General features: G+C 59.4%; 4 protein-coding genes. 3 read left to right on the top strand and 1 reads right to left on the bottom strand.

The genetic code is table 11. The annotated features are described in order from the left end of the window. Nucleotides 1-315: 315 nt before the first annotated feature. The 3 genes from FHU36_RS16370 (at nucleotide 316) to FHU36_RS16380 (ending at nucleotide 4,185) form a co-directional block, all read left to right on the top strand. Nucleotides 316-1,692: an IS1380 family transposase gene (locus FHU36_RS16370; protein ID WP_185081983.1), complete on the top strand. Its 1,377-nt coding sequence runs from the start codon at nucleotides 316-318 to the stop codon at nucleotides 1,690-1,692. A gap of 651 nt (nucleotides 1,693-2,343) precedes the next feature. Continuing rightward, the gene (locus tag FHU36_RS16375) at nucleotides 2,344-3,468 is read left to right on the top strand and encodes a DUF262 domain-containing protein (protein WP_185084512.1); all 1,125 of its coding nucleotides are present in this window, start codon (nucleotides 2,344-2,346) and stop codon (nucleotides 3,466-3,468) included. After that, nucleotides 3,469-4,185 carry an MAE_28990/MAE_18760 family HEPN-like nuclease gene (locus FHU36_RS16380; protein ID WP_185084513.1) on the top strand — a complete coding sequence of 239 codons (717 nt, stop codon included), beginning with the start codon at nucleotides 3,469-3,471 and terminating at the stop codon, nucleotides 4,183-4,185. 2,868 nt (nucleotides 4,186-7,053) lie between these two features. Here FHU36_RS16380 and FHU36_RS16385 read toward each other — a convergent pair. Further along, nucleotides 7,054-7,532 (bottom strand): transposase (locus FHU36_RS16385; protein ID WP_221495913.1); only part of this gene is annotated, 479 nt, incomplete at its 5' end.

The raw sequence follows: 7,532 nt of genomic DNA on the forward strand, positions 1-7,532 counted from the left end.
CCGCCCACCATCGACCCGGGACAAGCCGAGCAGTCCAGGGCCACGGGGCCAAGGTCGTTCCTCCGGATGGGGGCTCCACCTTGTCCCCGTGGCCCTGGCCCGCTTCCCCAACGGGCGGGTCGACGGCAGACGGGATGAGCAGGCGGGCAGGGTGCGCGCGTCGCGCGAGAATCCCTAGGTCGTGGGCCATTAGCCTCGGGCTTTCACGAAGGATTTGAGCCAGACTGATCGTTTACATGAGAAAAGTGCCTTTGAGCTGGGAGGATAGGGCTTGTCGAAGGTCCTGTCCGCGCCAGAGCAAGAGGCACTTTTCACGTGCAGACTATCGCGTCCAACCGCAAGATCAGTGTGTCCGCCGACGCCAACGGTCTCCTGTCTCATGCCGGCGGCCTCCTCCTCACCCGGACGCTGGCCATCACCGGCCTGGATCGGGCGCTGTCGCACGAACTGGAGCGGTGGCGCCCTTCACGCGCCGTACACGACCCAGGCAAAGTCATCGCTGATCTCGCCCTCACTCTCGCCCTGGGCGGAGACTGCCTCGCCGACATCGCCCTGCTGCGCTGCCAGCCCCAGCTGTTCGGCCCCGTCGCCTCCGACCCGACCATCTCACGCCTGATCGACCGGCTCGCCGCCGATCCGGTCCGCGCGCTCAAGGCCATCCGTGCCGCCCGCGCCACCGCACGCCAACGCGCCTGGCACCTGGCCGGCGACCACGCCCCCGGAGCCGATGGCCAGCCAGTCATCGTCGATCTCGACGCCACCATCGTGATCTCTCACTCCGACAAGCAGCACGCGGCACCCACCTGGAAGAAAAGCTATGGATTCCACCCGATGACCGCCTTCGCCGACCACGGCCCCAGCGGGGGTGGAGAACCGCTGGCCCTGTTGCTGCGGCCTGGCAACGCCGGCTCCAACACCGCCGCCGACCACATCGAGGCCACCCGGCTCGCCCTGGCCCAACTCCCCAAGCACCTGCGGCGCAACGTGCTCATCCGCACCGACTCCGGCGGCGGCACCCGAGAGTTCCTCACCTGGCTCACCCGACCCGGACGCTGGCTGAAGTACTCCATTGGCTTCACCCTCACCGACGACATCGCGCAGGCGATCGGCAAACTCCCGGCCACCGCCTGGACCCCGGCATACGACGCTGACCGCCGGCCACGCCCAGGCGCCTGGGTCGCCGAGCTCACCGGCCTGCTGAAGCTGACCGGCTGGCCCAAGGGCATGCGGGTCATCGTCCGCAAGGAACGCCCGCACCCTGGGGCCCAGCTGCGCTTCACCGATCTGGACGGACACCGCTTCACCTGTTTCGTCACCGGCACCCCCGGCGGCCAGCTCGCCGACCTCGAACTACGCCACCGCCGCCGCGCCCGCGCCGAAGACCGCATCCGCGCCGCCAAGGACACCGGCCTGCGCAACCTGCCGCTGCACGACTTCACCCAGAACCAGATCTGGTGCGAGATCGTCGCCCTGGCCTGTGAACTGCTCGCCTGGGCGCAGATGCTGGCCCTGTACGGCACCGATGCCCGCCGCTACGAGCCCAAACGCCTGCGGTTGCGTCTGTTCGCGGTCGCCGGACGCCTGGCGCGTGGTGGCCGGCGCCTACGCCTGCGCATCGCCATGCGATGGCCCTGGGCCGACACACTCCTGACCGCCCTGGCACGACTCCAAGCCCTGCCAGCGCCGACCTGACCAGCACCAAACCATCCCAGCGAACTAGGAAGGAATCCTCGGGCCCGTGGAACCCCGCCTACCCGGCGCGACAGCCGGGCAGCCACGCTGACCACAGCGAGCCAGTCGAGCTCCAGCCGAAGACCTCAGCCAACCAACTCAAGGTCGGGAAAGATCGAGGTTAGCGGGCCATTAACCAGGGCGACGAGGGGTCAACCACGGTCACTCACGACCAAGCCAGCAACCGCTGCGACCAGGAACGCCCTGCTACGCGTACCGTGATCGATGCAGTTCCCAAGCTGACAGCGCGTTTCGATAATCCCAACCTGCCCAACGGAGGCCAGCCAGAGCTTGGAACTGAATCCTGGGCCTTGATCTCCCGGACACGCCTCTACTCCCCGAACTGATGATCGGCAAGCGTGACGCTCCCGTAGCAGTCAGAAGTGCCTCATTCGTCACGAATTTCGCAATCATGCACATTCATCCCCGATGCTGGAGGAGTTGCCTGCGACTCTTGGCCATGCTGGGGCTGCGAACGGGTAAGACGACCCGTCGCGCAGGCTACGTTGCCCTCTGGACAGGGGGCGCTCGAGTGCTATACGTATCGAACATATAGCTGTAACCCGCAGAGCACGCTACTCTGGCACAGAGAGCGAAACTAAGGAGCTATAAGTGGCGGAAGAGAACACATTGTTCGATGACGAATCCTCAGAAGAAGTGACGCAAGATCAAGAGGAGCCGCTGAATCTCGAACATCGAGAGCGTCGACTGGTTACGCAGCCGTACGACCTCTCTCTAAGCACTCTAGTCGACGACATCAAGAAGGAGCGTCTACTACTCAATATCGAGTATCAGCGCCAGTACGTATGGGACAGAGCAAAGGCGAGCAGGCTAATCGAAAGCCTCCTGCTCAACATACCTGTTCCCGTTTGCTACTTTGCGGAAAACGAAGATGGCGCCTATGAGGTTATTGATGGATTGCAGAGAATTACAACCATCAGCGACTACCTCGAAGGGAAATTTGAACTTAAGGGGATACCAGTCCTTTCGGAGCTGGAAGGGAAATTCTTTTCTGATCTGACGTTGCGTGACCAGCGACGGCTCAGCGGACGAACCATCCGCTGCATTGTGATAACTGAGGATTCCGATCCGGATATTAAGTTCGATGTGTTTGAGCGTCTGAATACCGGGTCGGCACGTCTAGGTGCACAAGAGCTCAGGAACTGTATCTACAGAGGCGAGCTAAATGACTTTTTGAGGCGCACGGCCGAAGTTCCATACTTTACAGGAATCCTTAGTGGCATCCGGAACAGGAGAATGGAGTTCGAAGAGCTCGTCTTGCGGTTCTTCTCACTCTACAAGTCCATTGCGGATTATCGGCCTCCGCTTCGTCAATTGCTAAATGGATATATGCGAAACAATCGCATAGCAATCCCAGGGCGGGCCGACATGGATGTCTTCGCCGACGTCTGTCGGACAGTTGCTGAAGTCTTCGGTGACTCCGCCTTCAGGCTCCCCGCGCCTAATGGGAGGCCAGCTCCAGGAATGAACAAGGCGTTGTTCGATGCGATTATGATCCCCTTCGCGCACGCAGACCGTGAAGCGATCCGTGCTGCGCCTGAAGCCGTTCGTGAAGTCCGTCATCAACTGCTTCAGGACGAAGCATTTCTTTTTGCTATCGGCCGCGCCACGGCTGACCGATCCCGCATGCACTACCGCGTTTCTAAGTTCTCTGAGGGCCTTGCTGCCCGAGGGATTTCGATTACCCTGCATGAAACACTTAAGAGTGAGCAATAAATGTCGATCAAGCTTGCGGCATATGGCGACTTCATCAATAGCATCACAGAACTACATCATCTTTTGGCGGTGCGCCCCGTCTCTCCACTTGTTCGGCGAACCGACGAGGCTGTTCAACTAGAAAATGCGGTGCATCGCGCCTGCCTTGTTCTGCTGGTGGCCCACTTCGAAGGCTTCGCAAAGGCAGCATTGAGAGAATATGTTGATGAAATCTGTGTTGTTCGTCCGCCCGCGCGCAAACTGCCTCCGGCGTTCTTGGAGCTCTTTACGCGAGACAGAATTCAGGAGATCGCTTCACTACCTCATGGAGTTGAACGAGTACATAGAACTAGAAAGCTATTCACAGCATTCTCAATTTTGTGGGATGAAGAGCGCTCCATTGATCCGCAGGTCATTTCAGCTAAGATCCTGGCGCGTCAAATGACAAGCTTGAAGCCTGACGTACTACGAGAGGCATTTGCGCTGATTGGTATCGACGATATTATCGACACCACAACATCTCACCTGTTTGCGGCCGGACTCTCTGTTCGAGTTGACATCAAACTTGAGGAGATTGTCAACAAGAGAAATTCAATTGCGCATGGGGATTATTCAGTCAAGCCAACCTCGACAGAACTAGAGGATTATCTTGAGTTCTTTATGGCTGTCGGCAAAGCCTTCTCCTATTCTGTGGAGAAAGCGATTGCGGATACATGTACCTTAAGGTCGGTTGTTTAACGCATCGATACAAAGATCGAGTGCATCACGGCCACCGTAGGCCTCTCGGGCTATCTTATCTCGAACACGAAGACGGATCTGGCTCCATTCGATCACAGCTGCCTGCTTCTCGTCAGCGAGTGTGACGAGTTGGCGATCAAGCTTCGACGCTTGATTGCGTCGATCAGCGTTCGGTAATGAGCCCGCTCCCTATCATCCGATGCCTCGAGCCCGCCTCACTCCCGGCGTTCTCTACCCGACGCAACCCCGCCATTTACACGGCTTTCCATGCCGCCCACCGTCGCATACACGAGAGCACGCACCGCAATCACCTCGACTGCAACCCGAATGGCCACTTTCCGTGGCCCTGTCTGCCCTCACCGGCTGGGCGAAGCCAGACGAGATGATCACCAAGTCGATGTCTCGCTCCCTGGGTTTAGACCGTTCTGGGTTGCAGTACCACGTACCAGCCCGTTCAGCCTGGGCCACCGCATCGGTCCAGATGGAACTGATCGGGACGGCCATGATTCGAGCTGCTAATGCGGTTTGGTCGCAAAGCGCGCCGTACGGGGAAGCCCTGGCCCACCGAACGATGTGGTTGGCGTGCCCGTTGCCTGCCCGATGAGGCGGGGAAGTGGGGGCAATGGTGGGGAGTCACGGGAAATGCCACCCGCATGCTGGGCTGCGTCTTCCCTGATAGAGCAAGATCGGCGTGCGTCTTTGTAAGCAGGATGCCAGCTCGAATCGGGATTACGCTCCCAGAGCTCCGTTGCTGGATAAGCTACAGCGACGATTGCTGCCTAGCTACGGCTTGCCTGTGCTAGAAGAATACTCGGATGCCACCTCATTAAGGAGCATATCAATGTTGTCCCTGAGTGATGCTGGGCGTGTATAAGTCCCCGTGAGTCCAGAGTCAACCGAGTTCAGTCGCCTCCGCAGGGTCTCTACTTCCCTGGCGCTGGATGCGTGCTGAGGCGGAATATTCTTGCGACAGAAGTATATCGCTGCTCTCTTGTTAGCCTGCATGAACTGTGTGATCTCATGAACCGTGCCAGATACCGCGTTTTTGGTTCGCGTGCCAATGCTTGTCCAAAACAGGCCAACGAGGACATCGCATGGCGTAAGCAGCTTTTTGTCGATCAAGTCTTGAGCCGACTGGCGTGTGTCCGGAACTCCATGCGTTTCCCATCCAATCGGAAGGAATACGATGCCTCGACGATCCGCGTGCACGACATTCCAGTGCAATATGGAGTCCTTTACTGTGGTCCTATCTCTTCTGACATCCATCGGCGAAGCAATGAAAATCCGTAGGACGTTTGCCTGGAACATAAATATTCTCTTTCTGTAGTCCACTTGAGGGGCAGCTGGCGTCTGACACGTCTATATTGGCAGCAGCGCAGCATATATGCCTGTCTAGCGTATAGTTTTACTAACCTAGAATGATATCTTTAAAATTTTCCCTATGGCTTGAACTGCCATATGAATCACCGATATATCCCTTTGTTGTGCGCACTTTTATCCCCGGTAAAATCTGCCCATCCACTTACTGATCTTAGGTGCCAAATTGATAAAGCGATGCTGGCATGCGCTTGTCCAGCCGCCCTGAGGCGGAACACTGGAACTGCCAGCTAAGTCGCGAGACATAGCGACCCCCATAGGCCCCTCACGGTCACGCCGGCGCACTCAGCTCTAGAGGTGGTGCCGGATGACGCCTACTACAGCCTGTGACAGGGGTCTCAGGCTACGAGATGATCTCGATAGCCGAACGTTGCCAGTGGCTTGGGTGGGCCGATTCGATGGGGGAAGGGCGTGCGTGCGCACGCTGCTACTGATGATTAGCTTCCCTGCGGATACCTATGTCACGATAGGGCGCGAGGAAGATGCCGGAGTCGGGGATCACCTCAATCTCCTCACGCGTGAAGCGATCGACTGACATGCTTCGGATGCGCTCGTCCGGTGCTGGCTCAAGACCGTACTCGGCACACTTGCTCATACTGGGTGCGTGACATCCTATGGGGGAACCTCGCCCTCAACTCGTCGCGCAGATTCAGTCGTACTCTACGGCGCTCGGCCTTGATGCCGAGCCACGATATTGGGGGCCATTCGCTGCTCGATCGCGGTCGCGAAATCGTGCAAAGGTGGGCCGTGTCGGCCGTCGCTGAACTCCGGACTGTCACATACCTCGCTGGGCAAAGGAGTCAGCTCAAGGGCTAGGCAAGCATGTTCGTACTCTTCGCGGGTTGCCCGGATCAAAGACCTAACGCCGGCAGCCGCGCATGCCCGGTCCTCGGTCGCATCGACTGCCTGCCAGAATTGCTGGTCTCGCGGATCGCTCGGTGTGGCAAGGCCGGCAAGAGGTATGGCACCACGATACCGATGATGGGGGAGAGTCGCAGACACATGATCCGGAATATGTGCGGAATGATCAACGGTGCGGGACGACCGAGCGGTAACGCTGGCGCACGTCAGACGCCCCACGACTCGTGCAACTGTCATGCCCTGTAAAACCGTCGGCTCAGCCTACGCAAGTTCGAACCTTGCACCTGCCACACCAGCAGAAAGAGGCCCCTCACCAGCGGAAACGCGGTGAGGGGCCTCTCTCGTTGTGTCCGGCTGTCCATGGTCATCGACGGCGGGCTACGGCCATCCACGGCTAATACGCGGCTAAGTTTTGAGAGTGCTGTGGCGTCCCAGATCTTGGGGTGTGGCACAGTTCGAGACCATCCCCGCGTGCGCGGGGAGCACGGCGCATGGAATGACCGGCTGGATCGGCAGCGGGGACCATCCCCGCGTGCGCGGGGAGCACCCTCCCGATTCGGCCGGTGAAGGTGCGGCCACAGCTATTCGCGCGATCTCTTAAGTGGTCCGGCTCGTAAGTCATTCGAGGGTTCACGTGGTTGCTGGTAGTGCGGCAGGCTGGTGGCCGCAGCCGGTGGGTTGCTGGAAGTGGGGCTCCTTCTGTTCGTGTCGCTCGATCCGGGCCATCAGGTCCTCGAGGTCGGCCGGGGTGAACTTCCATTTGAAGGGCCGGGCGGTCTCGTTGTAACGGCGCTCGAAGGCGATCAGCCGGTCTTCGACCTGGTCAAGGCCGGTGAAGTCGTTGGGTGTGACCACCTTGCGCTGCACGATGGAGAAGAAGATCTCGATCTGGTTGAGCCAGGACGCGTGCACGGGAGTGTGGACCATCACCGCGTTGGGGAACCGGGCGGTGAGCCGGTCGGCGGCTGCCTTGCCACGATGAGAGCAGCCGTTGTCCACGACCCAGAACACCCGCCGGGCCGAGGCAGACGGCTCTTGCGTCATGACCTGCTCGACCAGATCCATGAACGGGACGATGCCCGTCTTGGGCGAGCAGCGCCCGAACACAC

This window comes from Nonomuraea muscovyensis, from assembly GCF_014207745.1.
GTDB classification, from domain to species: Bacteria; Actinomycetota; Actinomycetes; order Streptosporangiales; family Streptosporangiaceae; genus Nonomuraea; species Nonomuraea muscovyensis.

Bases quoted from the DNA above. Each gene is read 5' to 3' on its own strand.
- FHU36_RS16380 (WP_185084513.1), top strand. From the start codon at position 3,469: ATGTCGATCAAGCTTGCGGCATATGGCGACTTCATCAATAGCATCACA.